Consider the following 25,990-nt stretch of genomic DNA (forward strand, 5'->3'; position numbering starts at 1 on the left):
CACTTGACACCTGACAACCCGAGTACGGAGCATCGAAGCGCTTCGAAGATTCTCCGAACCTCTCCGCCAAGGGACCCGCACGTGACCGAAAGACTCCCGTTCATCCCCGGTGTCGCAGCGGCCGACGACAAGCGCGTCGACGAGCTCCTGGCCCGGCTCACCCTCGACGAACGCATCGCCCTGCTGCACCAGTTCACGCCCGGCGTCGAGCGGCTCGGACTCGCCGCGTTCCGCACCGGGCAGGAGGCGCTGCACGGCGTCGCCTGGATGGGCCCGGCCACCGTCTTCCCGCAGGCGGTCGGCCTCGGCGCCACCTGGAACGAGGACCTGGTCCGCCGCGTCGCCGACGCCGTCTCCGCCGAGGTCCGCGCCATGCGCGCCCGCGACGACCGCGTCGGACTCAACGTCTGGGCGCCCACGGTCAATCTGCTGCGCCACCCGCTGTGGGGCAGGAACGAGGAGGGCTACTCCGAGGACCCGTGCCTCACCGCCGCCATCGCCACCGCGTACACCCGCGGCCTGCGCGGCGACCACCCCACGTACTGGCGCACCGCCCCCGTCCTCAAGCACTGGCTCGCCCACAACAACGAGACGGACCGGGACACGACGTCCTCGTCCGTGCGCCCCCGCGTCCTGCACGAGTACGACCTCAAGGCGTTCCGCCGCCCCGTCGAGGCCGGCGCCGTCGCCGGGGTGATGCCCGCCTACAACCTGGTCAACGGCCGCCCCAACCACGTATCGCCCTACCTGCGCGAGCAGTTGAGGACCTGGACCGAGCAGGAGCTGCTGGTCTGCTCCGACGCGGGCGCGCCCAGCAACCTCGTCGACTCCGAGCACTACTTCGCCACCCACGAGGAGGCCACCGCCGCCGCGCTCGTCGCGGGCGTCGACAGCTTCACCGACCACGGCACCGAGTCGTCGACGATCACCGGACGCGTCCGGCGCGCCCTCGACCGGGGGCTGCTCACCGAGACCGACATCGACACCGCGGTCCGCCGCCAGCTCGACGTCCGGGCCCGGCTCGGCGAGTTCGCGGAGACCGACCCCTTCGAGGACGTCCGCGACTTCGACACCGAGGCCCACCGCGCCCTCGCCGCCGAGGCCGCCGAGCAGGCCGTCGTGCTGCTCAAGAACGACGGCCTGCTGCCGCTCGCCGACGACACCCGCATCGCCCTGGTCGGCCTGCTCGCCGACGAGTGCAAGACCGACTGGTACAGCGGCACCCTCCTGCACCGCTCCACCCCGCTCGACGGCCTGTACGAGCGGTTCGGCACGGACCGCGTCAGCTACACCGAAGGCGTCGACCGGATCCGGCTGCGCTGCGCCGCCGGCCGGCTGCTCGTCCCCGACGCCCCGGCCGCCGAGGACGCGGCACGGGGCGCCGAGGGCGCCCTCGACCCGGCGCTCCTCGCGGGCCGCACCGACCTGCCGCCGCTCACCACCGACCCCGGCCACGGCACCGAACTCGCCCTGGTCGACTGGGGGAACGGCGTGCTCACCCTGCGCGCGCCGGACGGCCGCTACCTGTCGGTCGCGGACGACGGGTACGTGCGGGCGTCGGCCGACGAGCCGGGCGGCTGGGTCGTCCAGGAGACGTTCACGCGCGAACCGCACCAGGACGGGCACCTCCTCAAGCACACGGGTAGGGGCGGATACGTCTCTGTCGCCGCCGACGGCGTGAAGGTTGCCGCCCCCGGCGAGACCGGCACCGTCTTCGACATCGAGTACGTGGAGCGCGGCGAGGACGCCGTGGCCCGGGCCGCCGCCGACGCGGACGTCGTGATCGTCGTCGCGGGCAACGACCCGCACATCAACGGCCGGGAGACCGAGGACCGCACGACCCTCGACCTGCCACCGCACCAGGACCGCCTGTGGCGCGCGGCCAGGGCCGCCAACCCGAACACGGCCCTCGCCCTGGTCTCCGCCTATCCGTACGCCGTGCCCGACGCGCACGCCGGACTGCCCGCCCTGCTGTGGACCGCCCACGGCGGCCAGGCCGCGGGCCGCGCGCTGGCCCGGGTCCTCGCGGGCGACGTCAGCCCCGCGGGCCGCCTCCCGCAGACCTGGTACGCGGCCGACGCCGACCTGCCGGACCTGCTGGACTACGACGTCGTCGGCTCCCGGCAGACGTACCTCTACTTCGAGGGCACCCCCCTGTACCCGTTCGGCCACGGCCTGTCCTACGCCTCGTTCGGCTACGCCGACCCGTCCGTGCGCCAGGACGCCGGCACCCTGGAGGTGAGCGTCACCGTCACCAACACCGGGGACCGCACGGCCGACGAGGTCCCGCAGCTGTACGTCCGGCCCGTCGGCATGCCGGTGCCGCGCCCGCGCCGCCAGCTCCTCGCGCACCGCAGGATCACCCTCGCGGCCGGCGCGTCCGAACGCGTCACGTTCACCGTGCCCGTCACGGACCTCGGCCACTGGGACGTCGCGCGCGGCCGGTGGAGCGTCACCACGGGCACGTACGAACTCCTCGTCGGCGCCTCCTGCGAGGACATCAGGCTCACCACCCGCCTGACCGTCGAGGGCGACGCACCGGCCGCCCGGCCGGTCCTGGCCGACGGGCTCGACGCGGCCGCGTACGACGAGCAGCACGGCACCGAGATCGTCGACCGGACGAAGACCCACGGCGACGCCGTCACCGGCACCGGCGAACTCCTCTACCGCGCCTGCGACTTCGGGACCGACGGCGTGACCGGGGTGCGCGTCGAGGCCGCGGGCGAGGGCACCGTCGAACTGGCCGACGGCTGCCGCGTCGAGGTCCCCGCAACCGGCGGCCCGTACACCTACGTGACCGCGGAAGCCGACTTCACCGCCACCGGAGTGCGCGACCTGCGCGTCCGGCTCGGCGGCGGCGTCCGCATCGCCCGGCTCACCTTCGTCCCGCGAGGGGTTGACGCATGAAGTTCACCGACGGTTTCTGGCTGATGCGCGAAGGCGTCAGCGCCACCTACGCCACCGAGGTCCGCGAGGTCAGGGCCGACCAGGATCGCTTCACCGCGTACGCCGCGGTCCGGCCCGTCCGTGACCGGGGCGACACCCTCAACTCGCCCCTGATCACGGTCGACTGCTTCTCGCCCGCCGAGGGCGTCATCGGCATCCGCTTCACCCACCACGCGGGCAGGCGCCGCCGCGGACCCGACTTCGAGCTGCTGCCCACGGAAGGCGGCAGCGGCGCCCGCGTCACCCGCGACGGCACCGTCACCGAGCTGACCACCGGCCCGCTCACCCTGCGCCTGGACACGGCGGGGGAGTGGGGCCTGGAGATCCTCGACGCGTCAACGGGCCGGCGACTGACCGCGGTCGAACGCAAGGGCACCGCCTTCGCCACCACCCCCGACGGCGCCCACCACATGGTCGCCCAGCTGGCCCTCGCCGTCGGCGAGCACGTCTACGGCCTCGGCGAACGCTTCACCCCGTTCGTCAAGAACGGCCAGACCGTCGACATCTGGCAGGCCGACGGCGGTACCAGCAGCGAACTCGCCTACAAGAACGTCCCGTTCCACCTCTCCTCGCGCGGCTACGGCGTCCTCGTCAACCACCCGGGGAAGGTCAGCTACGAGATCGGGTCGGAGTCCGTCGGTCAGCTCCAGTTCAGCGTCGAGGACCAGTCGATCGAGTTCCACGTCGTGGCCGGGCCCACCCCGAAGGACGTGCTGCGCCGCTACACCGCGCTCACCGGCCGCCCAGCCCTCCCGCCGGCCTGGTCGTTCGGGCTGTGGCTCACGACGTCGTTCTGCACGGAGTACGACGAGGAGACCGTCACCTCGTTCGTCGACGGCATGGCCGAACGCGCCATCCCGCTCAGCGTCTTCCACTTCGACTGCTTCTGGATGCGCGAGTACCAGTGGTCCGACTTCGCCTGGGACCCCGACGTCTTCCCCGACCCGGTCGGCATGCTCACCCGCCTCAAGGCCCGCGGACTGCGGATCAGCATGTGGATCAACCCGTACATCGCCCAGAAGTCCGCCCTCTTCGACGAGGCCGCCGACCGGGGCTTCCTGGTGCGGCGGCCGAACGGCGACATCTGGCAGTGGGACCTGTGGCAGCCCGGCATGGCCCTGGTCGACTTCACCGACCCGGCCGCCCGCGACTGGTACGCGGGCAAGCTGCGCGGACTGCTCGACCAGGGCGTCGACAGCTTCAAGACCGACTTCGGCGAGCGCGTGCCCACCGACGTGGTCTGGCACGACGGCTCCGACCCGGAGCGCATGCACAACTACTACACGCACCTCTACAACCGCACCGTCTTCGAACTCCTGGAGAAGGAGCGCGGCAGCGGCGAGGCCCTCGTCTTCGCCCGCTCGGCGACCGCCGGCGGGCAGCAGTTCCCGGTGCACTGGGGCGGCGACTGCTTCGCCTCGTTCACGGCGATGGCCGAGTCGCTGCGCGGCGGCCTGTCCCTCTCGCTGTCCGGGTTCGGCTTCTGGTCGCACGACATCGGCGGCTTCGAGGGCACCCCCGACCCGGCCGTCTTCAAGCGCTGGCTCGCCTTCGGCCTGCTGTCCTCGCACAGCCGGCTGCACGGCAACGTCTCCTACCGCGTCCCGTGGGAGTTCGGCGAGGAAGCGGTCGACGTGGCACGGCAGTTCACGCTCCTCAAGCACCGCCTCATGCCGTACCTGTACGGCGCCGCGGTCGAGGCGCACCGCACCGGCGTCCCGGTGATGCGGCCGATGCTGCTCGACTTCCCCGACGACCCGACGTGCCGCACCCTCGACCGCCAGTACCTGCTCGGCCCCGACCTGCTCGTGGCCCCGGTCTTCACGGAGGACGGCGACGTCGAGTTCTACCTCCCCGAGGGGACGTGGACGCAGCTGCTCACCGGGGAGCGGGTGCAGGGCCCCTGCTGGCGCCGCGAGACGCACGGCTTCGACAGCCTGCCGCTGTACGTGCGGCCCGGCGCGGTGCTGCCGCTCGGCGCAGACGAGCAGCGCCCGGACGGCGACTGGCCGGACGGACTCACGCTCCTGGTCACGCCGGACGCGGCCGACGTGACGGTGACGGTGCCGGACCACGACGGCACCCCCGGCGCCACGTACCGGGTGCGCCGGGGCGGGGCGGACGGGGGCCTGTCGGTCGAGGTGACCGGGACGGAACTCCCCTATGAGGTGCGGGAGTTGTAGCGGTCGGATCCGGGCGTGCAGGCGTACCGGTCGAAGTGGACCGTGCCGGACGCGGCATACATGCCGATGACGCGTCCGGTGAACCCGCCGGCCACCTCGGTCGACAGATAGCGGCCGTCGAGGGTGCCGAGCCCCGTGAAGGTGCCGTCCGGCTCCTCGATCCCGAAGGTGAGGGTGTCCGGGCCGGTGCGGGGGTCCCGCAGCTCCTCGGTCGCGGTGATGTCGACGCCGAGGACCAGTGGCCCCGCGCCCGTCCGGGGCCGGGACGCCACCACGGTGCGCAGCGGGCCGATCCGGGCGAGCACCCGCACCTCCCCGGCGTCCGCCTCGATCTCGTAGTGGTGGGACTCGTCGAGCCGCACGGCGAGTCCGCCGCGCCCTTGCGCCGGATCGACACCGACCCGCACCCGGCACGACAGGTCCTGCTGGCGCCGGCCGACGAACACGACGTCGGGGGCGTCGAGCGACTCCCCGACGGCGCGCAGCGTCAGCCGGCCCGGGCGCTCCTTCGTGGTGCAGTGCTCGGGGGAGCGGTGGCGGGGCGAGATCCAGCAGGGCCCGAGGACGGAGTCGTCGAAGTCGTCGGTGAACGGCGCGGCGGGCGCCCGCTCACCACTGGTCAGCGGCCCGACGACCGGCCAGTCGTCCTCCCACGTCACCGGTGCGAGGAACGTCTCCCGGCCGAGCACGTGCCAGCCCGGGGTGCCGCCGCCCGGCCGGACGCCGAGGAACACCAGCCACCAGGAGCCGTCGGGCGCCTGCACCAGATCGGCGTGGCCGGTGTTCTGGACGGGGTCGTCCGTGGAGCGGTGGCTCAGCACCGGGTTGGCCGGGCACGGCTCGAAGGGTCCTTCGGGCGTGCGGGCGCGGGCGACCGAGACGCCGTGCCCGCGCTCGGTGCCGCCCTCCGCGATGAGCAGGTACCAGTAGGCGCCGATCCGGTACAGGTGCGGCGCCTCCGGGGCCTTGGCGCCGGGCGTGCCCGACCAGAGGCGGCGGGGCGGGCCGAACGTCTCGCCGGTGACCGGGTCGATGCGCACCTGCGACACCCCGGCGACCGTGCACCAGCAGGTGCCGTCCTCGTCCCAGGCGAGGTCCGGGTCGATGCCCGGGACGCCGGGCAGGAGGACCGGGTCCGACCAGGGGCCCGCCGGGTCGGTGGCGGTGACGATCAGGTTCCCGCCGCTGCCCACGACGGTGACGATCAGCCAGAACCGGCCGTCGTGGTGGCGCAGCGTCGGGGCGTAGACCCCGGCCGACGAGGGCGAGTCCACGGGCAGCCGCAACTGGCCCGGCCGGTCGAGGACGTTGCCGATCTGCGTCCAGTGCACGAGGTCGCGGCTGTGGAAGAGCGGCACCCCGGGCACGTACTCGAAGCTGGAGCACGCGAGGTAGTAGTCGTCGCCCACCCGGCAGACGCTCGGGTCGGGATGGAAGCCGGGGATCACCGGGGTGACGGGAGTGACGGGAGTGACGGGAGTGACAGGGGGTCCGCCTGACATGCGGGCACCTCTCCGTGGAGTCGTGGAGTCGTGGAGTCGTGGTGTCGACGTGGTTTCGAAGCGCTTCGATCAAGATGTGATCCCGCCTCGATCATGGAGAGGCTAGTCAGCGCCGCGAAGTCACGACAAGGCTTGAGCGGTAGGTCAGTTGAACCATCCTCGTCCCGCTGCTCTTGGTCGATGCGCTTCGAAAGCGACCTGATCCGCACCCCGGGTGTTCCCGCACTCCAGGATTAAGTAAGGTGAGCCTTACCTAATCTTGCAGTGGAGGAGTTGGAGTGAGCATGGCCGCCGCCCCAGACACACACCCGGAGCCCACCGACGCCGAGCGCGCACGGACGGTCCTCGCCGCCGCCGATTCCCTGTCGCTCACCACGACCGTCGGTGACCACCGGATCGACTGCGTCGCCCTGCACGCCGTCGACGCCGCGTCCCGGCTCGTCCTGCTCGACCCCGCCGACCCACACCTCACCGAACAGCTCGCCGGCGCCCCCGGCTCCGGGCTCGCCGCCTACGCGGAGTTCACCGACGTGGCCCCCGTCGCCGTGCGCGACCGGGTCAGGGCCCGCCTCACCCTCAGCGGCCGCCTCACCACCGCGGGGCCCGGCACCCTCGTCTTCCGGCCCGCGCGCGCCGCGTTCTCCGACGACGACACGGTGCGCTCCCTCGACGCGGCCGCCTTGGCCGCCGCGGCCCCCGACCCGCTGACCGCCCGCGAACCGGAACTCCTCGGCCACCTCGACACCGGCCACGCCGACGTCCTCGTCCAGCTCGCCGACCTCTACGGCCCCGACGGCCTCACCGGCGTCGAACGGGTCCGCCCCGTACGGCTCGACCGCAAGGGCCTCGTGCTGCGGCTGGAGCGCGCGGCGGGCCACGACGACGTGCGCGTCCCGTTCTTCACCGAGGCGCGGGGCCCGCACGACGTGGGCCACCGCATCCAGGAACTCCTCGACCCCGCCCACATCCACCACTGAGGAGTCGTCATGTCGCGCGGAAACCTCACCACCACCCGGGTCAAGCCCGAGACGACGGCGCCCCTGCGGCTGCACGTCCTGCGGCGCACCCGCCTCTCGCCGCACTTCATGCGGGTCACCCTCGGCGGCGGCGACATCGACCGCTTCCGCCCGATGGGCCACGACCAGTGGTTCCGGCTCTTCCTGCCCGCGCCGGGGGGCACCGCCGACTCCCTCGACCGGGTCCCCGACCGCCTGACGACCCTCAGCTACCTGAAACTCCTCACCGCCCCCAGGGGCGACCGGCCCGTCCTGCGCAACTACACCGTGCGCGCCCACCGCCCCGACGGACCCGAAGGCCCCGAACTGGACGTCGACTTCGTGCTGCACGACCACGCCGAAGCGGCCGCGCCGGGCCCCGCCGCGTCGTGGGCGCAGGGCTGCGCGCCCGGCGACGCCGTCGTCCTCGTCGACGAGGGCATCGGCTTCAACCCGCCCGACGGCGTCCACCGCGTCGCCCTCGCCGCCGACGAGTCCGGCCTCCCCGCCCTCGCCGGCGTGCTCGCCTCGCTGCCCGACGACACCACCGGCACCGCCGTCGCCGAGGTCCCCACGCCCGAGGACCGCCAGGACCTCACGGCGCCGCCCGGCGTCGAGGTCGTCTGGGTCGAGCGCGGTGCCACGGGTCCCGCCGTCCCCGGCGCGGCCGCCCTGGAGCGGGCCCGCCGGCTGCCGCTGCCCGACGGGCCGTTCTACGGCTGGGTGGTCGGCGAATCGGGCCTCGCCACCGGACTGCGCCGCCACTGGGTGGAACAGGGCGTACCCAAGGACCACATCACGTTCTGCGGCTACTGGAAGGCGGGCCGCTCCCACTAGGACCAGGAGGGGCTCTCTCAGGAAGGGTTCACCCAGGACTCACCCAGGAAGGGCTCACCGCTCCAGCTCCCGGTGGGCGCTCTCCGGGAGCCGCAGGTACACGGCCGACGACACGAGGCAGAGCGCGGCGACGTACCAGGGGAACAGCCCGCTGTGCCCGATCTCCTTGAAGAGGGTCCCCATGTACGGGGCCGTGCCGCCGAACAGCGCCACCGTCAGCGAGTACGGGAACCCGATCCCGGCCGCCCGCACCCGCGCCGGGAACACCTCCGCGTTGACCGCCGCGGAGATCGACGTGAACCCCGTCAGCAGCACCATGCCGCCGCACTGCACGAGCAGCAACGAGAGGACCGAGCCGGACAGCGAGTGCAGCAGCGGCACGCTCAGCAGGGCGAACCCGAGCCCGAAGAAGAGCAGCAGCGGCTTGCGTCCGAACCGGTCGGAGAGCAGCCCGCCGACCGGCTGGAGCAGCGCGAAGAAGCCGAGCGAGACGGTGCCGACGAGCAGCGCGTCGGACTTGTCGATGCCGGTGTTCAGCTCCGCGTAGGTCGGCAGGTAGGACGTCCACGTGTAGTAGGCGAGTGTGCCGCCCGCCGTGATGCCGCCGATGAGGAGCGACTGCCGGGGGTACTGGCGCAGCGCGTCGAAGAGGCCGGGGCGGTGGTGGTCCGCGGACCGCGTCTCCTGCGCGCCCTGCCGGATCCAGAACCCGACCAGGCTCAGCAGCGCACCGGCGAGGAACGGTATGCGCCACCCCCACCCGTCCATCTGCCCGTCGCCGAGCACGCTCACCAGGAGCGCGGACACGCCCGAGGCGATCAGCTGGCCGATGGACGTCGACACGTACTGGAAGGACGAGAAGAGACCGCGCCGGCCCGGGCCGGCCGACTCCACGAGGAACGTCGTCGACGCCGCGAACTCGCCGCCCACGGACAGCCCTTGGAGCAGCCGGGCCAGCACCAGGACCACCGGCGCGAGCACGCCCACGGCGGCGTACGTCGGGGTGAGTCCGACCAGCAGACTGCTGCCGCCCATCAGCAGGATGGTCACCGTCAGCGCGGCACGCCTGCCGTGCCGGTCGGCGACCGCCCCCATCAGCAGCCCGCCCACCGGCCGCATGAAGAAGCCGACCGCGAAGACGGCGAAGGTGGACAGCAGCGGGACGAGCGAGTTGTCGGCGCTCCGCGGGAAGACCTCGGCCGCGATGTACGTGGCGAGGAAGGTGTACGCGTACCAGTCGTACCACTCCACGGCGTTGCCGACGGAGGCGGCGAGGAGCTGGCGGACCGGGCGGTGCGGGGGAGCGGCCACCGAGGTGTGGGGTGACGGGGAGCCAGGGGAGCCCGGGGAGGCGGGGGAGGGGGACGTGCGATCTGTCATGACCGCGACCATCCCCCGAACCCCGGCACCCCACACCTCACCCGTCACGCCCGCCGCATCACCTCCGGGAGGAGACCGCCCTCACCTCTTGTACGAGATCACCGCGGTCGTCACCAGGCACGGGGACGGCGGCACGATCTCCACCCGCAGGGTGCCGCGCGCCGCGTCGTAGTCGATGCCCTCGGTCTCGAACGTGCCCGTGCAGACGCTGCGTTGCGGGACCGCGAACACGCTCGTGACCCGGCCCGTGACCGGCTTCCCGTCGAGCGGCCGGTCGAGCGCCACCTCCAGCACCTCCTTCGCGGCGCCGTCCGAGGAGCACAGCAGATGCGTGGCGTCGGTGAAGTCGCAGCCCTGGATGTCCTCCACCGGCCGGTCGAGGCCGATCTGCCCGGCCTGCGGCAGGTTCGCGCCGGGCCCGGGCGCCGAGGCGTTGAGCACGGGTGTCGGGAACACCTGCAGCCGGTTCATGGTGCCCCACTCGCCGGACACCAGCCACTGCCCGTCGGGCGACACGGACGCGAACGAGTTGTTGAGCAACTCACCCTGCTCCAGAGCGTGTTCGTACGTGGTCCGCTTCCCGTCGGGCGCCGTCACCGCGTACATCTTGCGCGTCGCCGCGTCACCGCCCTGGTACGCGTCGAAGGTGTACCCGCCCGCCACGTCCGGGTCGCCGACGTGCGACCAGCCGGCTATCCGCAGGTCGAGGGGGATCGAGGCGAGCCCCCGGTACACCAGCGAACCGTCGGCGCGGCTCGCCAGCCCCTGGCCGCCGGTCAGTGAGTTCACGTACGCGGTACCGCTCTCGGTCCAACTCGGTGCGGCCGTCGCCGTACCCACGCCGAGCGTGAGCGCGCCGAGAGCGGCCGCGAGGGTGAGGAGGGGGCGTCTCGTCCGTCGCATCATGGGGGGTCCTCCGCCGGTCGAAGATCGGGTCGGGGACCAGGCTGCCCTACGATCGGGCCATGAGGCTGACGATTCTCGGCGGTGGCGGATTTCGAGTGCCCCTGGTGTACGGGGCCCTGCTGGGCGACCATGCTCCGGGCCGGGTCACCGAGGTCACCCTGTACGACACCGACGCCGACCGGCTGAAGGCGATCGCCGGGGTGCTGGCGGAGCAGGCCGGCGACGTCCCGGACGCGCCGGCCGTGCGCTCCACGACCGATCTCGACGAGGCCCTGCGCGGCGCCGACTTCGTGTTCTCGGCGATCCGGGTCGGCGGGCTCGCGGGACGGGCGGCCGACGAGCGGGTCGCCCTCGCGGAGGGGGTGCTCGGGCAGGAGACGGTCGGCGCGGGCGGCATCGCGTACGGGCTGCGGACCGTGCCGGTCGCCGAGCACATCGCGCGCCGGGTCAAGGCGGTGGCCCCCGACGCCTGGGTCATCAACTTCACCAATCCGGCGGGCCTGGTCACCGAGGCCATGTCCCGGCACCTGGGCGACCGGGTCATCGGGATCTGCGACTCGCCGGTCGGCCTCGGGCGCCGGGTCGCCCGGGTGCTCGGCGCCGACCCGGCGGACGCGTGGATCGACTACGTCGGCCTCAACCACCTCGGCTGGCTTCGAGGATTGCGGGTGGCCGGGCGGGACGAGCTGCCGCGCCTGCTCGCCGACGAGACGCTGCTCGGCTCCTTCGAGGAGGGCCGGCTCTTCGGCACCGACTGGCTCCGCTCGCTGGGCGCGATCCCGAACGAGTACCTGCACTACTACTACTTCAACCGCGAGACCGTCCGCGCCTACCAGGAGGCCGAGCGGACCCGCGGCGCGTTCCTCGCCGAGCAGCAGTCCGCGTTCTACTCCGCACCCTCCTACGCCAGTTGGGACCGCACCCGCGCCGAGCGCGAGGCCACGTACATGGCGCACAACCGCGAGGCGTCCGGCGCGGGCGAGCGGGACGCCGCCGACCTGGAGGAGTCCGGCGGCTACGAGAAGGTGGCCCTCGCCCTGATGCGGGCCATCGCCCGCGACGAGCGCGCCACGCTCATCCTCAACGTCCGCAACCGGCGCGCCCTCGCGGCCCTCGACGCGGACGCCGTCATCGAGGTGCCCTGCCTGGTGGACGCCAACGGGGCCCACCCGGTGGCGGTCGACCCGCTGCCGGACCACGCCACCGGTCTCGTCACCGCGGTGAAGGCCGTGGAGCGCGAGGTGCTGGCGGCGGCGGAGTCCGGAGCGCGGGCCTCCGCCGTGAAGGCGTTCGCCCTGCATCCGCTCGTCGACTCCGTCACCGTGGCCCGCCGGCTCCTCGACGGGTACGTGGCGGCGCACCCCGGACTCGCGTACCTGGGCGCATAGCTGTTCGGAGTGTGGAGGACTGTGTGAGGAACTGTAAAGGCGCGTAAAGGCGAGGTATAGGCAGGGGCGGCCCAATGGGCCGCCCCTTTTCCCTTGCTGACGTTGTGTCATCACGGAGCGTGGCGGAATGAACTCATCCGCAGGTGTGACGCGTCCTACAGAGGGAATCTGAGAAATTCGCTAGGAGTGTGACGCCGGAGAGTCACCATGCGCTTGACTTGGTGCGCCCCCCAACTAGGAGTACTCATGCGACCGTTCGCCCTGAACTATGCCCGCCCCGTGCGAGAGGCAGAGGTCAGCGCGCCGTACACGTACGACTCCGCGCTGCAGTTGAATCTGCTGCCTGACGGCGGAGTGGCCGCGCGCGACTACGCAGTGTTGCGAGAATGCGCCGCCACCACGTCCACGGCAGGGTCCAAAACACATTTCGACGACTGAGCGGCCGCGCGGAAATGACAGTCCTGATCCTGACGTCCGAACAGGATGTGACCGCCGACCTGGCGGTCGTCGAATTGAACACGCGCGGAATCCCCGTCCTGCGGCTCGACCCGGCCGAACTGCCCGGCAGCGTCGAGGTGTCGGGGGAGTTCGCGCACGGCACGTTCCACGGCCATCTGTCGGTGGCCGGGCGCGTCGTCAGCATGGGCGGACTGCGGTCCATCTGGGTGCGCAGGCCCGGGACCCCGGCCGCCCGCGCCCGGGCCGCGTCGCCGTGGCTCACCGAGGAGGCGTCCCAGGCGCTGTACGGGATGCTGCGCTGCACCGACGCACGGTGGATGAACCATCCGGACGCCGCCCGCCAGGCCCGCCACAAGCCGTGGCAGCTGTGGCTGGCACGCACCTGCGGGCTGCCCGTGCCCGCCACGCTGATCACCACGTTCCCGCGCGTGGCCCGGGAGTTCGCCGAGCGCTACCCCGACCTGGTCGTCAAACCGGTGTCCGGCGCGCACCCCGGCGGCGAGGGACTCGCCGTGCCGACCACCCGGGTGCGGCCCGGCGAGGACTACCGCGACGTCGCGCACGGGCCGACGCTGCTCCAGCGCAGGATCCGCAAGGCCGCGGACATCCGGCTGACCTGCGTGGGCGACCGGATGTTCGCGGCGCGGGCGGCGGACGACAACGATGCCGGGGACCGGGTCGTCGACGTCCGCTTCAGCGGCGCCGCCGGCCCGTGGCGCCCCGTACCCGTGCCGCGCCGGATCGCCGACGCGGTGCACGCCTATCTGACCCGGTCCGGACTCGCCTACGGCGCCTTCGACTTCGCCGAGGACGCGGACGGCATGTGGTGGTTCCTGGAGTGCAACCAGTCGGGCCAGTTCGGCTTCGTGGAGATCGAGACCGGGCAGCCCATCGGCCGGGCCGTGGCCGAGTGGCTCGCGGGAGAGCCGTTCGGCCCGCCCGGCCCGGGGGACGGCGAGGAGGGGGTCGCCGTGTCCCCCGCCCCCTGACCCGTGGGACCGGTGGGGCCTACGCTCCCGTCATGACCACGCTCACCACACCGCCCGTGTGCACGACCCGGCAGGGCGCCGTGCGCGGCCGTACGGAGAACGGGATCAGCGCGTTCCTCGGAGTGCCGTACGCCGCCCCGCCGTTCGGGCCCCGCCGGTTCGCCGCCCCCGCCCCCGCCGAGCCGTGGACCGGCGAGCGGGACGCCACCGCCTACGGTCCGACCGCGCCCAAGGCCCCGTACACACCGCCCTTCGACGCGCTCATCCCGGAGACGGACGTGCCGGGCGAGGACTGTCTCAACCTCAACGTGTGGACCCCCGAACCGGGCCCCGGCGCCCGGCTGCCCGTCATGGTGTGGCTGCACGGCGGGTCCTTCTCCAACGGCTCGGCGAACTCCTCCGGCTACCGCGGCGACTCCTTCGCCCGCGACGGCGTCGTCCTCGTCGGCGTCAACTACCGCCTGGGCACGGACGGTTTCCTGCACCTGCCCGGCGCACCCGACAACCGCGGACTCCTCGACCAGATCGCCGCCCTGGAGTGGGTGCGCGACAACATCGCGGCGTTCGGCGGCGACCCGGACCGCGTCACGGTCTTCGGCGAGTCCGCCGGCGCCGTGGGCATCGGGCAGCTGCTCGCGGAGCCGCGGGCCCGTGGCCTGTTCCGGCGGGCCGTGCTGCAGAGCGGGGCCTGCCACCACTTCGTGCGGCCGGACACGGCGCGCCGGATCGGCGAGCGGATGGCCGATCGGCTCGGCGTCCCGCACACCGCCGAGGCCTTCGCCGCCGTGCCGCTGCCCGCGCTCGTCGCCGCGCAGGCGGACCTGCGGAACGACTTCGCGAAGCGGCCCGACCCGGCGGTGTGGGGCGACGCGGCGCTCAACGGCATGGTCTTCGAGCCGGTCGCCGAAGGCCGTCGGCTGCCCGGGCCCGACCTCGGCGTCGACCTCCTCGTCGGCTCCAACCGCGAGGAGAACCGGCTGTACATGGTGCCGACCGGCCGCTTCGACACCATCACGGACGAGCGCCTCGAACGGGGCGCCCGGGCCTACGGCGCCGATCTCGCCGGATACCGGGCGAACCGGCCCGGCGCGAGCCCCGGCGAGCTCCTGGACGCGATCGTCACCGACTGGTTCTGGCGCGTCCCGGCGATCCGTCTCGCCGAGTCCGTGCCGGGCAGCCACGTCTACGAGTTCGCCTGGCGCTCCCCGCAGTTCGACGGCCGGCTCGGGGCCTGCCACGCCCTCGAACTCGGCTTCGTCTTCGACCTCGTCGGCGACCCCGACTACCTCCCGATGACGGGCGCGGACGCCCCGGCCGACCTGGCCCGCGCCCTGCACGGCGCCTGGGTCTCCTTCGCCACGACCGGCGACCCGGGCTGGCCCGCGTACGAGCCGGCGGCCGACCGGGCCACCCGGGTCTTCGACGCGGGCGCGTGCCGCACGGAGAGCGATCCGCGGGCGGCCGAGCGAGCCCTGTGGGACGGCAGGCGCTGACCTCCGGCCCGGGCCGGGTGAACTCCCGTGCCGCTCACGTCGGGGCCGACCCGTGCCCGGGCCCGACCCGACACCACAACGCCCCACCGCCGACAGCCCACACGAGCACCGGCACCGCCGCACGCCCGGGCCCCGCACCGCCGCTGCACCGCACCCCGAGCACCGATCTCGCGCACGCCCGGGCGTCTGCTCCTGCACACGCCCGGGTGTCTGCTCCTGGATGCACCTGGGCGTCCGTCCCTGCAGAGTCCCGGGCGTCCGTCCCTGGACGCACCTGGGCATCCGCCCCTGCATGCACCGGGGCGTCCGCCCCTGCAAAGTCCCGGGTGTCCGCCCCTGCACACATCTGGGCGTCTGTCCCTGGACGCACCTGGGCGTCTGTCCCTGCACGCATCGGGGCGTCTGTCCCTGCACGCACCGGCGCGTCCGCACCTGGGCGTCTGTCCCTGCACGCACCGGGGCGTCCGCCCCTGGACGCACATGGGGCGCCCGCTCCTCCAGGCCCCGGGCGGCCGCCCACCCCACCCGGCGGCGCTGCCCGAGCCCCCTCCTGGCCCCCGCGGCAGCGGCACCCCGTCGCGCACATTTTGCGCGACCGTCACTTCCGCCCCCTTTCCCTCAACCCCGCTCGTCTTGAACACTCCCGTTGCCCCTCTTCGTGGACCGACCACCACCGAAGCAACAGGAGACCCCCACACTCATGACCGAACTCAATCGGCGCCGTTTCCTCCAGATCGCCGGGGCCACGGCCGGGTTCACCGCCCTGTCCGGCTCCATCGACCGGGCCGCCGCGATCCCGGCGGCCCGGCGCAGCGGCACCGTCCAGGACATCGAGCACATCGTCGTGCTGATGCAGGAGAACCGTTCCTTCGACCACTACTTCGGGTCCATGAAGGGCGTCCGCGGCTTCGGCGACCCGCGTCCGGTGACGCTGCCCAGCGGCAAGCCGGTGTGGAACCAGACGAGCGGCGGCAAGGAGACGCTGCCCTACCACCCGGACGCGGCCGACCTCGGCATGCAGTTCATCGCGGGGCTCGACCACGACTGGGCCGGCGGGCACAGCGCCTTCAACAACGGCAAGTACGACAACTGGATCCCCGCCAAGGGCACCGGCACGATGGCGTACCTGACGCGCGGCGACATCCCGTTCCACTACGCGCTCGCCGACAAGTTCACCGTCTGCGACGACTACCACTGCTCGTTCATCGGCGCGACCGACCCGAACCGCTACTACATGCTCTCCGGGTACGTCGGCAACGACGGCACCGGCGGCGGACCGGTCCTGGGCAACGAGGAAGCGGGCTACGGCTGGACCACGTACGCCGAACGCCTGGAGAAGGCGGGCGTCTCGTGGAAGGTGTACCAGGACGTCGGCGACGGCCTCGACGCCGCGGGCGGCTGGGGCTGGATCGACGACGCGTACCGCGGCAACTACGGCGACAACTCGCTGCTGTACTTCAACACCTACCGCAACGCCAAGCCGGGCGACGCCCTCTACGAGAAGGCCCGCACCGGCACGAACGCCAAGGCGGGGGACGGGTACTTCGACGTCCTGAAGGCCGACGTGAAGGCGGGCACGCTGCCGAAGATCTCCTGGATCGCGGCGCCCGAGGCGTTCTCCGAGCACCCCAACTGGCCCGCCAACTACGGTGCCTGGTACATCTCGCAGGTCCTCGACGCCCTCACCTCGAACCCCGACGTGTGGAGCAGGACGGCCCTGTTCATCACGTACGACGAGAACGACGGCTACTTCGACCACGTCGTGCCGCCGTACGCGCCCGCCTCGGCGAACCAGGGCCTGTCGACGGTCGACACCAAGCTCGACTACTACCCGGGCGGCAGCCGCGCCGCGGGCCCGTACGGTCTCGGGCAGCGCGTGCCGATGCTCGTCGTCTCGCCCTGGTCGACCGGCGGCTACGTCTGCTCGGAGACCTTCGACCACACCTCGATCCTGCGGTTCATGGAGAAGCGGTTCGGGGTGAAGGAGACCAACATCTCGCCGTGGCGGCGCGCGATCTGCGGTGACCTCACCTCGGCCTTCGACTTCTCGCTCAAGGTCACCGACCCGGCGGACCTGCCGGACACCGCCGGCTACCTCCCGCCCGACCACGACCGGCACTCCAGCTACGTCCCCAAACCGCCCGCGCAGGGCGCGCTGCCCAAGCAGGAGAAGGGCTCCCGGCCCAGCCGCCCGCTCGCGTACGCGCCCTACGTCGACGGCGCCGCGGACCTGGCGACGGGCAAGTACAAGCTGACGTTCAGCGGCGGCCAGCTGGCGGGCGCGGCCTTCCAGGTCCGCTCCCAGAACCGCACCGACGGCCCGTGGACGTACACCGCGGAGGCCGCCAAGTCGATCTCCGACAGCTGGAACTCGGTCTACTCGGCGGGGAGTTACGACCTCACCGCGCACGGCCCGAACGGCTTCCTGCGCGCCTTCAAGGGCAACAACAAGGTGGCCGAGCCGGAGGTCACCGCGCGGCACGACGGCGCCACCGGCAACCTGCTGCTGACCCTGCGCAACCCGGGCACCGCCGACGCCCACCTCACCGTCACGAACGCCTACGGCGGGACGCCGCAGACGTACACGGTGCGGGCCGGCGCCACGGTCCAGCAGACCGTCGACCTGCGGGCCACCAAGCGCTGGTACGACCTGAAGGTCGTCCTCGACGGCAGCGCCGGATATCTGCGGCGCCTCGCCGGACACGTGGAGAACGGTCAGGCCGGGGTCAGCGACCCGGGCATCGCGACCGCGTGAGCGCCGCGCCCCTCCGGCCACCGGTGTGGCCGGAGGGGCGCACATCACATTCATGTGGCCTGGATGCATTCCTGGGACCTCGCGATAGTGTGCCCCGGTGACGACGCAATCGAACACCCCTGCCGGTTGGTACCCGGACCCCCAGGGCGCCGCCCAGACGCTGCGGTGGTGGGACGGTGCCCAGTGGACCGAGCACACCCACGCGGGTCAGGCCCAGGCGCCCGCCGCGGGCCAGGTCCCGCCGCAGGCGCAGCAGCCCCAGCCCGTGCCGCAGCACGCCGCGCAGGGACAGTTCGGCCAGCAGCAGCAGCCCGCCCAGCAGCAGTACGCCGCGCAGGCCCAGCAGCACGCCGACCAGGCCCGTGTGCAGCGCCAGGTCCAGCAGCAGGCCGGCGTCGCGGCCACCGGACAGGGCGGCGGCACGCTGTTCACCGAGCCGGTCCTGGTGGTGAACCAGAAGGCCAAGCTGATCGAGCTGACGAACGAGTACAGCGTCATGGACCAGCAGGGCAACCAGCTGGGTTCGGTCACCGAGATCGGTCAGAGCGGCCTGAAGAAGGCGCTGCGCTTCGTCTCCAGCGTCGACCAGTTCATGACCCACAAGCTGGAGATCCGCGACGCCTACGGGCAGCCGCAGCTGGTGCTGACGCGTCCCGCGAAGTTCATCAAGTCGCGGGTGCTCGTCGAGCGCCCGGACGGCTCGCCGGTCGGTGAGATCGTCCAGCAGAACGCCATCGGCAAGATCAACTTCGCGATGAACGCGAACGGTCAGCAGATCGGCGCGATCAAGGCGGAGAACTGGCGCGCCTGGAACTTCGCGATCGTCGACCACGCGGACCAGGAGGTCGCCCGCATCACGAAGACGTGGGAGGGCCTCGCGAAGACGATGTTCACGACCGCGGACAATTACGTGCTGCAGATCCACTTCCAGCTGCCGGAGCCGCTGCTCAGCCTCGTCGTGGCGACGGCCCTGACGGTGGACACCGCGCTGAAGCAGGACTCGCGCGGCTTCGGGTGACCGGCACGGCGCACGCGTGAAGGGGCGGGCCCGGCGTCGGGCCCGCCCCTTCGTGCTGTCGCCGGCCGTCAGTGGTCGGCGGTCTCCCGCCGGGGCGCGGGCGTCGACGCGGCCCGGGCGACCAGGGCGGTGCGGCGGCCGGCCGGTACGAGGAGCGCGGCGAGCGCCGCAGCCAGGCACAGGCAGGCCAGCAGCGTGAAGCCGTGCGTGTAGCCGGAGGCGTACGGCAGGCCCGAGGGCTGGAGGCTGCCGGTGACCAGGCTGGTCATCAGGGCGGCGCCGATGGAGCCGCCGATGGTGCGTATGTTGGCGTTCATGCCGGTGGCCGCGCCGGTCTGGGCGGCCGGTACGTTCTGCACGATCAGGTTGGCCATCGAGGCGAAGGCGAGCCCGATGCCGAGCCCGAACACCCCCGCGGCCACGGCGATCTGCCACTGCTGTCCGTGCCACAGGGCGAGCATCGCGCAGGACACGGCGCCGAGCGCGGCGCCCGTCGTGAGCAGGGGCTTGGCGCCGACGACCGGTTCGAGGCGGCCGCTGACCACGCCCGCCAGGAACATGGCGACGAGCATCGGGAGCATCAGCAGCCCGGCCCCGGTCACGCTCGACCCGAAGCCGTACCCGGCCGCGGACGGGGTCTGCACGAAGCCGGGCAGGTAGGACCAGACCGCGTACATGCCGGCGCCGAAGAGCAGCGCGGCGGTGTTCGTCGTCCACACGGCGGGCAGCCGCATCACGCGCAGGTCGATCAGCGGGCTCTTGGCCCGCGCCTCGGCGAGGACCCAGGCGCCGAACAGGACGACGGCGGCGACGAGCAGTCCGGTCACCTTGGCCGAACCCCAGCCCCAGGACGTGGCCTGGCTGAGGGGGAGGAGCAGGGCGACGAGCCAGCCGGACAGCAGGACGGCGCCGGTCCAGTTGACCTGCCCGGTGCCGCGGTGCGGGGACTCGGGCACGTGGCGCAGGGCGATCAGCGCGGTGACGGCGACGACGGCGGACGGCAGCCAGAACAGCCACCGGTAGTCGAGCGCGCCCACGATCGGTCCGGCCGCCACGATGCCGACGCCGCCGCCCGCGGCGATCACGGCGGACAGGTTGCTGATGCTGGGGCTGACGCGGTGGGCCGGGAACTCGTCCCGGATGATCCCGAACGACAGCGGGAAGAGGGCGCCGCCGATGCCCTGGACGACGCGGGCGACGATCAGGACGGTGATGTTCGGGGCGAGCGCGGCGAGCAGACAGCCCACGGTGAGGGCGGTGAGCGCGGCGACCATGGTCCGCTTCTTGCCGACGAGGTCGCCGATCCGGCCCAGGATCGGCGTGAAGACGGAGGCGGACAGCAGATAGGCGGTCATCACCCAGGTGGAAGTGGCCTGGGAGGTGTCCAGGGCGTGCTGGATCGTGGGCAGCGCCGGTGCGACCAGCGACTGCATCATCGAGAACACACCGGCACCGGTGGCGAGGACCGCGAAGGTGAGGCGGTTGTTCCGGTTCAAGACGGCTTCTTTCCGAGCGGAAGGCGGCAGGGGGCCGCGGCCCGCGGAGCTGCGCGGGCTGAAAGGATGAAGGCAGACGGAGTCGGGTGGAGACAGGTGGAGGGAGAGGCACCCTTGCTAAAGTGGAGGGTGCCCTCGACTTAAGGAACGATACCGGAGGGGTGCCTCCGGTTCAACCTCATGGGCGTAGAGGAGAGGCATGACCACGGACAGGGAGCGCGTCGGAGGTGTCGTCCTCGCGCAGCGCCCGCGCCGCGCGGACGCCCGGCGCAACTTCGACGCGCTGCTGGCCGCGGCGCGGGCGGCCTTCGCGGACAAGGGGGCCGAGGCATCGCTCGAGGACATCGCCCGGCGGGCCGGGGTCGGCATCGGCACGCTGTACCGGAACTTCCCGACGCGCCAGGTCCTCTTCGAGACGGTCTACGCGGAGGAGGTCGACACGCTGTGCCGGCTCGCGGACGAGCTGGCGGGGACGGCGGAGCCGTGGGAGGCGCTCGTCGCGTGGCTGCGCCGGTTCGTCGACTACACGGTTACGAAGCGCGCCATCCGCGAGGCGCTCAGCGGCGAGTCCGAGATCTTCACGGCGTGCCGCGGCGCCATGCTCGACGCGGGCGAACCTCTGCTGCGCCGCGCCCGCGAGGCCGGCGAGGCCCGCGCCGACCTCTCCTTCGACGACCTGCTGCGCATGGTGTCCGGCGTGACGGCGGCGGCCTACGTGGACGAGGCCCAACGCGACCGCGTCCTCGGCTACGCCCTGGACGGCATCCGCGCCCGTTGACGGGTGCGTGGGTGCGGTCGAGCTTGCTTCTCAGGGGCGCGGGGAACTGCGCGAGCAGCCACGACGGTGGTGCACCGGGCGACGATTCAGCAACCGGCAACGGCGCGACGCCCCGGGGCTCTGCCCCGGTCCCCGCTCCTCAATCGCCGGAGAGGCTTGATGTGGCCGAGGCGCCCGTCAGGGGCGCGGGGAACTGCGCGAGCGACCACGACGGTGGTGCACGGGCCGCCGTTCCGCCAACCGGCAACGGCGCGACGCCCCGGGGCTCTGCCCCGGTCCCCGCTCCTCAATCGCCGGAGGGGCTTGATGTGGCCGAGGCGCCCGTCAGGGGCGCGGGGAACTGCGCGAGCGACCACGACGGTGGTGCGCTCGCAGAGATGGTCGTCAGGACGCCCGCAGGGCGAGCGGTTCTGGGTCCGGTTGCGTGGGGATCGCGGGGAGTGGGACCACGTCCGCGGGGGACGCCGACGGCGGAGCCGACGTCGTACGGGTGAGCAGGAGCACGCCCCGACCGGCCAGCGCAGCGCCACCCGCCGCGAGGACCAGCCCCGCCACCCCGCCCTGGAGCCGCTCGCCGAGCAGTGAGACGCCGATGACCGCGGCGGCCAGCGGGTTCGAGAGGGTCACCATCGCGAGCGGCGCGCCGAGCCCACCCCGGTACGCCGTCTGGGACAGCAGCAGCCCGCCCGCCGCGAACGCCGCGACCAGCAGCGCCACGACGATCACCTGTACGGAGAGCAGCGGCCCCGACCGGTCCGTCGCGGCGACGGTGACGGTCTGGGTGAGCGCGGACGCCACACCCGACGCGACGCCGGAGGCGGTGGCGTGCCGCAGTCCGGGCTTGGCGCCGCGCCGCGACAGGACGCCGATGAGCGCGGCCGTCGCGCCCGCGACCCCGAGCGCCTCGGGCAGCGCGAGCGTGTCGTCGGGGGCGGGTCCGGACGCGGTCACCAGGATCGCGCCGAGCCCGGCCAGGGTCAGCGCCGTGCCCCGCCACTCGCCGGACGAGACGCGCCGCCCGGCGATCCGGGCGCCGAGCGGCACGGCGGCGACGAGCGTGAGCGCGCCGAGCGGCTGGACCAGGGTGAGCGGACCGTACTTGAGCGCGGCGACGTGCAGCAGTGCGGCCGACGCGTTGAGCCCGACCGACCACCACCAGGCCCCGGTGCCGAGCAGCCGCCACAGGCCCGCCCCGGCGCCGGCGGTGCGGGCGGCGAGACGTTCCTGGGCCACCGCCGCGGCGGCGTACGCCACCGCGGAGACGAGGGACAGCGCGACGGCGAGCAGCGTGGCGCTCATCGGCGGGCCCCGGTCGAGGCGAGCTGCGGCGCGGTGGCGACCGACGTGGAGCCGGGCTCGGGGGACACCTGGACGGGTATCCGGATCGGCATCCGTGCCAGGACGTCGGACGCGGACAGCGCGTCCGGGGGCGTGCGGAACGCGGCCGACGGAACCCACGGCGCCGACGGCAGAGCGCCCCGGGCCGTCGCGGCGACGGCCGCCACCGGCTCGGCGGGCGCGGGCAGCAGATGGCGGCGGATGGCGGACCCGCCCACCGTCAGCGGCATCCGGATCGCGGCGAGCGCGATGCCGAGCAGGGCCGTCGCGACGATCGCGTCGAGCCAGTAGTGGTTCGCCGTGCCGACGACGACCAGCAGCGTCAGCAGCGGGTGCAGCAGCCACAGCCACCGCCACCGCGACCGGGTGGCGACGATCAGGCCGATCGCGACCATCAGCGCCCAGCCGAAGTGCAGCGAGGGCATGGCCGCGAACTGGTTGGCCATCGTGTCGGTGGCCGGCTTCGCCGCGTACACCGAGGGCCCGTACACCTGCGCCGTGTCGACGAGGTGCGCGGCGTCCAGCATCCGGGGCGGCGCCAGCGGGAACGACAGGTGCAGGACGAGCGCCGCGGCCGTCAGCGCGGCGAGCACCCGCCGGGTCCACACGTAGTGGCGGGGGCGGCGCAGGTACAGGAAGACCAGGAACGCGAGCGTGGCGGGGAAGTGCACGGTCGCGTAGTAGGTGTTCGCGACGTGGATCAGGGCGTCGCTGTGCAGCAGCACGCCCTGGACCGCTCCTTCGCCGGGCAGGTGCACGGCGCGCTCGAAGCTCCACACGTGGTCGGCGTTGTGGAACGCCTCGGCCTCGTGACCGTTGGCCAGCTGGCGGCCGAACTTGTAGACGAGGAAGAGTCCTACGACCAGCAGGAGCTCGCGGACCAGGGGCGGTCGGGCGACGGATGCGTCCGGCTCCGGTTCGGCAGGCTCGGTAAGGGAATTCATCCCCCGGCCCCTTTTCGTGACGACTGGGTTGTGCGTGATGGTGCCTGGGCGCGCTTGTGGCGCGCTGGGGCGAGCACGACCGGTCGTCGTACTCATCGATACGCCAGTGTACCGAAACGTTCGCGTACCGGTACACTGGCGTATCGATAGGGGATGTGATCTCATCGACACGGACGCCGAGCGAGGAGTGAGTGGGTCATGACGACGCGAGAGCAGACCGCCGTGGCGGCGCAGACCACTTCGCGCCGTTCCAAGATCACCCCTGAGCGGGCGCAGGAGTTCTACGACGCGGTCCTCGACCAGCTGCGGAAGAACGGCTACGACGCGCTCACCATGGAGGGCGTCGCCGCGCAGGCGTGCTGCAGCAAGTCCACGCTGTACCGGCAGTGGAAGACCAAGCCGCAGCTGGTGGCCGCCGCGCTGCGGGCCGGCCGGTGCACGAAGTTCTTCGCGGCCGACACGGGTACCCTCGCAGGAGACCTCGTGACCGCCGCGCGCAACGCGGCGACGCAGGCCAAGCCGGACACCACGCTGATGCAGGCGCTCGGGCACGCCGTCCAGCAGGACGCGGAGCTGAAGTGCGCGCTGCGGGAGGCGCTGATCGAGCCGGAGATCGCGTCCGTGGACGCGATCGTGGAGCGGGCCGTGGCGCGCGGCGAGGTCGCCGCCGACCATCCGGCCCTGCCCTATCTGGCGGCGCAGCTCTTCGGAGTGATGCGCAGCCGACCCATCCTGGAGGGGCGCGACGCCGACGCCGACTACATGTCGGGCTTCGTCGAGCGCGTGCTGCTTCCGCAACTCGGTCTGGCCCCCACGGGGCGGACCACCTAGACGGGAGACCACCGGCCGCAGGGATGACCGGCCGGTGGTCTGCCCGCGCCGCACCGTGGGGACGGGGGCGGCGCGCACCCCCGGGCCGGGCGGGTCCCTCCACTGAGCGGAGGGGGACCCGCCCGGCCCATGTGCGTCACCGTCCGGACCGGCCCTAGGTCCGGCCGTTGGCCTCCGCGGTCTGTTCCCGGGCGCGCACCATCTGCGCCATGGCCTCCAGACTCTGCGCGGCGGCTGCGCCGCCCCCGCACGTCAACGAAGCGATGAGGCCACCGAGCAGACCGTCCCGGTCGGCGACGATCCGGACCTGACCGACCTCGACGACGAGGCCCAGCAGATCCAGCCGCAGTCCTTGCGGGATGTCGAGCACGACACAATCCGGAGCGGGCGTTGTCATTCTGGGGCTCCCTCGTGAAGGGCTGGGACGCCCCACCCGGTACCCCGCGGTCGCGCCCGCATCCGTGCGGACCGGAGGAGACGGGGCCGACCGCTCGGCCGAGGGGGCCGAAGTGCGGGCCGGGGGCGGCCGTCGGGTCTACCGCCGGGCCGGTCGCCCTGCGTAGACCGACGGACCGCCTCAGACGTCCTGGCCGTCGCCGCCCAGGTCACCGCCCATGGTCACCCGGGCCTTCTTGATCCCCTTGACGACCTTGTCGATCGCGGTGTCGTCGGGGCCCGCGGCCTTCTCCTTCGCGGTCCGGGGTATGTCGACGCCGATGCGCACGACCACGAGGGTCTTCGGGTCGTACGGCGACGGGAACGCCACCGACTCCACCCAGGCGTCGACGGACGACTTGGTGTCCACGTTCCAGCGCACCCGGTAGCCCTGCTGTCCTGCGACGGTGACCTTCTCCGCGAGCAGCTGGTCGTGCTGGACGATCCCGCCGTAGACCTTGCCGCCGTAGGAGGCCTTGGCGTTCTTGAGGATGTCCTCCTTCGCGGCGGCCTCCGCGGTCGTCGCGTCCAGCTTGAGGTCCTTGGCCGACGACGTGGAGGCACCGCCCCGCACGCACTTCTTCGTCACGTCGTCCGGGCACGCGTACGTGCCGGTCTGCACGCCCGCGACGCCCGGGCCGTCGGCACCGGTCCAGCCGTCGAGGACCGGCAGCGCGACCCCGTTCGTGACGTCGGTGGCGTAGCCCTTGTCGAGCGGTGCCTGCGGGGACTGCGGCCCCTCGGGGGACGGGCTGCCCTCGCCCCCGCCGCTGCCGCCGCCCGGACCGCCGTCGTTCCCGCGCGGGCCCTCCGGCCGCTTCGACTCGGCGCTGACTTTGCCGCTGCCGCCGTTGTCGTCGCCGGCCGTGAGCGCGTAGACGCCGCCGACGATCCCGGCCAGCACCACCACCGCGACTCCGGCCGCGATCGCGATCCTGGCCTTGTTGCGCGGCTTCGGCGGCAACTGGCCCGGGTAGCCCGGGTAGCCCGGGTGAGCGGGATGGCCCGGATGTGCTGAATAGTCAGGTTGGGCCGGGTGGTTGGGGTACGCCGGAATCGTACCCGGAGCCGTCGGCTGCTGGGCGAGCGGCGCCGGGGCCTGACCGGCCGGCTGCGGCGGGAGCGGCGGCGGGGTCGTTGCGGGTCGGGTCCGGTCCGTCCAGCGGCCGCCGTCCCACCAGCGTTCGGTGCGCGGGCCGTCGGGGACCTGACCGGGATCGGGATACCAGCCTGCGGGAGTCTGCGACGTCATGGACGAAACAGTATGAGGCGCGCGTGAAAGGGGGATGAGAGGGTCCGCATCGCGGTCGCGATCGT

Annotated in this window: 20 protein-coding genes; 12 read left to right on the top strand and 8 right to left on the bottom strand. The window is 72.9% G+C overall.

Annotated features, from left to right (window positions below):
* Positions 1-81 precede the first annotated feature (81 nt).
* Both RBJ77_RS11355 and yicI read left to right on the top strand, forming a co-directional pair.
* On the top strand, positions 82-2,907 hold the full coding sequence (locus RBJ77_RS11355) for a glycoside hydrolase family 3 C-terminal domain-containing protein (protein WP_372344883.1): 2,826 nt from the start codon (positions 82-84) through the stop codon (positions 2,905-2,907).
* Positions 2,904-5,129, top strand: coding sequence for an alpha-xylosidase (gene yicI / locus RBJ77_RS11360; RefSeq protein WP_372344884.1), 2,226 nt, complete (start codon positions 2,904-2,906; stop codon positions 5,127-5,129). The genes RBJ77_RS11355 and yicI overlap by 4 nt, the downstream gene beginning before the upstream one ends.
* Here yicI and RBJ77_RS11365 read toward each other — a convergent pair.
* Positions 5,108-6,631 carry a glycoside hydrolase family 43 protein gene (locus RBJ77_RS11365; protein ID WP_372344885.1) on the bottom strand — a complete coding sequence of 508 codons (1,524 nt, stop codon included), beginning with the start codon at positions 6,629-6,631 and terminating at the stop codon, positions 5,108-5,110. The genes yicI and RBJ77_RS11365 overlap by 22 nt on opposite strands.
* Positions 6,632-6,915: 284 nt before the next feature.
* On the opposite strand from RBJ77_RS11365, the gene RBJ77_RS11370 reads away from it, so the two are divergent.
* Entirely contained in the window at positions 6,916-7,608 is a 693-nt protein-coding gene (locus RBJ77_RS11370) for a DUF2470 domain-containing protein (RefSeq protein WP_372344886.1), read from the top strand.
* 9 nt (positions 7,609-7,617) lie between these two features.
* A complete protein-coding gene (locus RBJ77_RS11375) occupies positions 7,618-8,463 on the top strand; it encodes a siderophore-interacting protein (RefSeq protein WP_372344887.1) in 846 nt (281 codons plus the stop codon).
* A gap of 54 nt (positions 8,464-8,517) precedes the next feature.
* On the opposite strand, the gene RBJ77_RS11380 is transcribed toward RBJ77_RS11375, so the two are convergent.
* A complete protein-coding gene (locus tag RBJ77_RS11380) occupies positions 8,518-9,843 on the bottom strand; it encodes an MFS transporter (protein ID WP_372344888.1) in 1,326 nt (441 codons plus the stop codon).
* Between the two features lie 81 nt (positions 9,844-9,924).
* Positions 9,925-10,749: a hypothetical protein gene (locus RBJ77_RS11385; protein WP_372344889.1), complete on the bottom strand. Its 825-nt coding sequence runs from the start codon at positions 10,747-10,749 to the stop codon at positions 9,925-9,927.
* Between the two features lie 59 nt (positions 10,750-10,808).
* Between RBJ77_RS11385 and RBJ77_RS11390 the strand changes: the two genes are divergently transcribed.
* The 6 genes from RBJ77_RS11390 (at position 10,809) to RBJ77_RS11415 (ending at position 18,851) form a co-directional block, all read left to right on the top strand.
* The gene (locus RBJ77_RS11390; protein WP_372344890.1) at positions 10,809-12,137 is read left to right on the top strand and encodes a 6-phospho-beta-glucosidase; all 1,329 of its coding nucleotides are present in this window, start codon (positions 10,809-10,811) and stop codon (positions 12,135-12,137) included.
* Positions 12,138-12,383: 246 nt separating this feature from the next.
* Positions 12,384-12,575 (top strand): putative ATP-grasp-modified RiPP, encoded by a 192-nt coding sequence (tgmA, locus tag RBJ77_RS11395; protein ID WP_255983191.1) that lies wholly within the window; start codon positions 12,384-12,386, stop codon positions 12,573-12,575.
* 14 nt (positions 12,576-12,589) lie between these two features.
* On the top strand, positions 12,590-13,585 hold the full coding sequence (tgmB, locus tag RBJ77_RS11400; protein ID WP_372344891.1) for an ATP-grasp ribosomal peptide maturase: 996 nt from the start codon (positions 12,590-12,592) through the stop codon (positions 13,583-13,585).
* A 32-nt stretch (positions 13,586-13,617) separates the two neighbouring features.
* Complete coding sequence (locus RBJ77_RS11405; RefSeq protein WP_372344892.1) at positions 13,618-15,078, top strand: carboxylesterase/lipase family protein; 1,461 nt, start codon at positions 13,618-13,620, stop codon at positions 15,076-15,078.
* Positions 15,079-15,778: 700 nt separating this feature from the next.
* Positions 15,779-17,833 carry a phosphocholine-specific phospholipase C gene (locus tag RBJ77_RS11410; protein WP_372344893.1) on the top strand — a complete coding sequence of 685 codons (2,055 nt, stop codon included), beginning with the start codon at positions 15,779-15,781 and terminating at the stop codon, positions 17,831-17,833.
* 97 nt (positions 17,834-17,930) lie between these two features.
* A complete protein-coding gene (locus RBJ77_RS11415; protein ID WP_372344894.1) occupies positions 17,931-18,851 on the top strand; it encodes a phospholipid scramblase-related protein in 921 nt (306 codons plus the stop codon).
* Between the two features lie 68 nt (positions 18,852-18,919).
* Here the strand turns inward: RBJ77_RS11415 and RBJ77_RS11420 are convergent, their stop codons facing one another.
* Complete coding sequence (locus RBJ77_RS11420) at positions 18,920-20,287, bottom strand: MFS transporter (RefSeq protein WP_372344937.1); 1,368 nt, start codon at positions 20,285-20,287, stop codon at positions 18,920-18,922.
* A gap of 259 nt (positions 20,288-20,546) precedes the next feature.
* On the opposite strand from RBJ77_RS11420, the gene RBJ77_RS11425 reads away from it, so the two are divergent.
* Complete coding sequence (locus RBJ77_RS11425; RefSeq protein ID WP_372344895.1) at positions 20,547-21,125, top strand: TetR/AcrR family transcriptional regulator; 579 nt, start codon at positions 20,547-20,549, stop codon at positions 21,123-21,125.
* Positions 21,126-21,509: 384 nt separating this feature from the next.
* Here RBJ77_RS11425 and RBJ77_RS11430 read toward each other — a convergent pair whose 3' ends face one another.
* The gene (locus tag RBJ77_RS11430; RefSeq protein ID WP_372344896.1) at positions 21,510-22,424 is read right to left on the bottom strand and encodes a DMT family transporter; all 915 of its coding nucleotides are present in this window, start codon (positions 22,422-22,424) and stop codon (positions 21,510-21,512) included.
* Positions 22,421-23,407 (bottom strand): phosphatase PAP2 family protein, encoded by a 987-nt coding sequence (locus RBJ77_RS11435; RefSeq protein ID WP_372344897.1) that lies wholly within the window; start codon positions 23,405-23,407, stop codon positions 22,421-22,423. The genes RBJ77_RS11430 and RBJ77_RS11435 overlap by 4 nt, the downstream gene beginning before the upstream one ends.
* 198 nt (positions 23,408-23,605) lie before the next feature.
* Between RBJ77_RS11435 and RBJ77_RS11440 the strand changes: the two genes are divergently transcribed.
* On the top strand, positions 23,606-24,238 hold the full coding sequence (locus RBJ77_RS11440) for a TetR/AcrR family transcriptional regulator (protein WP_372344898.1): 633 nt from the start codon (positions 23,606-23,608) through the stop codon (positions 24,236-24,238).
* A gap of 154 nt (positions 24,239-24,392) precedes the next feature.
* Here the strand turns inward: RBJ77_RS11440 and RBJ77_RS11445 are convergent, their stop codons facing one another.
* Together RBJ77_RS11445 and RBJ77_RS11450 are read right to left on the bottom strand one after the other, a co-directional pair.
* A complete protein-coding gene (locus RBJ77_RS11445) occupies positions 24,393-24,635 on the bottom strand; it encodes a hypothetical protein (protein WP_372344899.1) in 243 nt (80 codons plus the stop codon).
* Between the two features lie 180 nt (positions 24,636-24,815).
* Positions 24,816-25,925 (bottom strand): DUF2510 domain-containing protein, encoded by a 1,110-nt coding sequence (locus tag RBJ77_RS11450; protein WP_372344900.1) that lies wholly within the window; start codon positions 25,923-25,925, stop codon positions 24,816-24,818.
* Between the last annotated feature and the right edge of the window lie 65 nt (positions 25,926-25,990).

The sequence above is a fragment of the Streptomyces sp. KL116D genome, assembly GCF_030766975.1.
GTDB lineage: Bacteria > Actinomycetota > Actinomycetes > Streptomycetales > Streptomycetaceae > Streptomyces > Streptomyces longispororuber_A.